The following is a 1,899-nucleotide window of genomic DNA, read 5'->3' on the forward strand; positions in this document are numbered from 1 at the left end:
CTACTCGACGTTCCTGCAGCGCGCGTACGACCAGCTCGTCATGGACGTCGCGCTCCAGGGGCTCCATGTGGTCTTCTGCGTCGACCGCGCCGGGCTCGTGGGCGAGGACGGGCCGACTCATCACGGCGTGTTCGACCTCACCTACCTGCGCAGCGTCCCGAACATGACGGTGATGGCGCCGGCCGACGAGGCCGAGCTCGTGGACATGCTCCATACCGCGCTCAAGGCCGAGGGCCCGGTCGCGATCCGCTATCCGCGCGGGACAGGGCCCGGCGTCCCGGTCCCGAACACGCCGCGGCTGCTGGAGGTGGGCGCCGCGCAGCTGCGGCGCGACGGGACCGACGTTTCGATCCTCGCGGTCGGCCGCATGGTGCAGGTGGCCGACAAGGTCGCCGAGATGCTCTCCACCGACGGCGTGTCCGCATCGGTGGTCAACATGCGCTGGGTCAAGCCGCTCGACATGGAGGCCGTCGCGCGTGCCTCGGAGCGCCGTCTCGTGGTCACGCTCGAGGAGAACACCGGCCTCGGCGGCTTCGGCGCCGCGGTGCTCGAGGCGCTCTCCGACCTGGGGTCGACCACGCCGGTCCTGCGCCTCGCCATCCCGGACTGCTTCGTGACGCACGGGGCGACGTCGCGTCTGCTCGGCGACGTGGGCCTCACGCCGGAGGCCGTGCGCGGCGCCGTGCTCGGGCGCCTCATGGACGTCGACGGCATCTCGCCGCTCCCCGCCGAGGAGGACGCACCCGATGGGCCGCGCTCGCGCCGACGCCGTCCTGGCCGCTAGGGGGCTGTTCCCCAGCGCGGCGCAGGCCCGCGCCGCCATCCTGGCGGGCGAGGTGCGGGTCGCGGGCGTCAGGGTCGCCAAGGCCGGCGAGATCGTGGACGAGGACGCCGAGTTCGAGATCGCCGAGCACCCGCGGTTCGTCTCGCGCGGCGGCCTGAAGCTCGCGGGCGCGCTCGACGCGTTCGGCACGGACGTCACGGGGCTGCGCTGTGTGGACGTCGGCGCGTCGACCGGGGGGTTCACCGACTGCCTGCTCTCGCGAGGCGCCGCGTCCGTCTGCGCGGTCGACGTCGGCTACGGACAGCTCGCGTGGGAGCTGCGGAATGACCCGCGCGTTGCGGTGTTCGAGCGCACCAACATCCGACAAGCGGACCCGGCCGCGCTCGGAGCGCCGTTCGACCTCGCGGTGGTGGACGTGTCGTTCATCGCGCTGGCGAAGGTGCTGCCGCAGGTCCTCGCGCTGGTGAGCGGAGGTGGGGCGGGCGAGCGCGACGGGCAGATGCTCGGTTTGGTGAAACCTCAGTTCGAGATCGGTAAGGGCCGTGTGGGAAAACGGGGCGTGGTCTCCGACCCGGGCGCGCACACGGAGGTGCTCGAGTCGGTCGACGCCGCGGTCGCTGAACTGGGCTGGGTGGTCACGGGGCGCACCTTCTCGCCCGTGAAGGGCCCGGAGGGTAACATCGAGTTCTGGGTGCGGGTGCAGCTTGAGGGGCCCGCGCCGGACGCCACGGCGGCGGAGGTCGTCGCCGAGGCGCACGAGACGCTGGGGTGATGCGCGTGAGGGTCCTGCTGGTGCCGAACGTGAACAGCGAGCGCTCCGTGAGCGCGGTCGGCGAGCTCACCACGTGGCTCGCGGGCGCCGGGTACGAGGCCGTGCTGGCTGCCGAGGACGCCGAGGCGTGCGGCCTGCCGGACGCGGGCGTGTCGCGCTCGGAGATCGGCGAGCCCGGGCTCGTGGTCGCGCTCGGCGGGGACGGCACCATCCTCAAGGCGGTGCACCTGCTCGGCGAGGCGGACTCGCCGGTGCTCGGGGTGAACCTCGGGCGGCTCGGCTTCATGGCCGGCGCGCTCGCCGACGACCTGCGCGATGCGGTCGAGACCGCGCTGGCGGGTGA

The 1,899-nt window shown here is 73.2% G+C and carries 3 protein-coding genes; all 3 read left to right on the plus strand.

All coding sequences use genetic code 11. The features are described from left to right. Positions 1-784: hypothetical protein (locus FDZ70_09965; GenBank protein ID TLM68512.1), on the plus strand; the 784-nt coding region annotated here is incomplete at its 5' end. Then, entirely contained in the window at positions 747-1,556 is an 810-nt protein-coding gene (locus FDZ70_09970) for a TlyA family RNA methyltransferase (GenBank protein TLM68513.1), read from the plus strand. The genes FDZ70_09965 and FDZ70_09970, both read left to right, overlap by 38 nt. Further along, positions 1,556-1,899: NAD(+)/NADH kinase (locus FDZ70_09975; GenBank protein ID TLM68514.1), on the plus strand; the 344-nt coding region annotated here is incomplete at its 3' end. The genes FDZ70_09970 and FDZ70_09975, both read left to right, overlap by 1 nt.

It is taken from the genome of Actinomycetota bacterium (assembly GCA_005774595.1).
Lineage (GTDB): Bacteria > Actinomycetota > Coriobacteriia > Anaerosomatales > D1FN1-002 > D1FN1-002.

Coding starts and splice junctions, on each gene's coding strand:
- FDZ70_09970 (TLM68513.1), top strand. CDS start 747: ATGGGCCGCGCTCGCGCCGACGCCGTCCTGGCCGCTAGGGGGCTGTTC.